This is a genomic window from Actinomyces sp. Z5 (assembly GCF_003287795.1).
In the GTDB taxonomy this organism is placed as follows: Bacteria; Actinomycetota; Actinomycetes; order Actinomycetales; family Actinomycetaceae; genus Actinomyces; species Actinomyces glycerinitolerans.
Genome location: NZ_QMIN01000114.1, coordinates 1 through 328 on the forward strand (window position 1 = coordinate 1; position 328 = coordinate 328).

Consider the following 328-nt stretch of genomic DNA (forward strand, 5'->3'; position numbering starts at 1 on the left):
ACCATGCCCCACACGCTCAGGTCCATCAGCGCTTCGGACGAGGACGCGGCCGCGTTGAGTATGCTCACCGGCTTTGACCTGGACCTGGCCCGCCAGGACCAGCCAGACCGAGGGGCCGTATCCGGGGCCTGTACACCCAGATCCACCCAGCCCTCGAGACTGTGCTGGGCAAGTGGCTCGAACACGACCCAATACTTGAAGTGATCGCCGCCTGGCCCACCCCCGCCCGCCTGCGCAAGGCCGGGCGAGCCCGGATCGACGCCAAGCCCCGAATCCAACGGGTGCAGACGCCATGCCGCCTGGGCGCAGGCCATCACCGACGCCCTGG

Annotated in this window: 1 protein-coding gene and 1 pseudogene; one reads left to right on the top strand and one right to left on the bottom strand. The window is 68.9% G+C overall.

Annotation, left to right across the window (positions count from 1 at the left end; all coding sequences use genetic code 11):
* The coding region (locus DRB06_RS16985; protein ID WP_395994457.1) for a hypothetical protein at positions 1-185 on the bottom strand (185 nt) is incomplete at its 3' end.
* Here DRB06_RS16985 and DRB06_RS16990 point away from each other — a divergent pair.
* Positions 117-328, top strand: a pseudogene (locus tag DRB06_RS16990) (hypothetical protein); the annotation flags it as partial. The gene DRB06_RS16985 and the pseudogene DRB06_RS16990 overlap by 69 nt on opposite strands.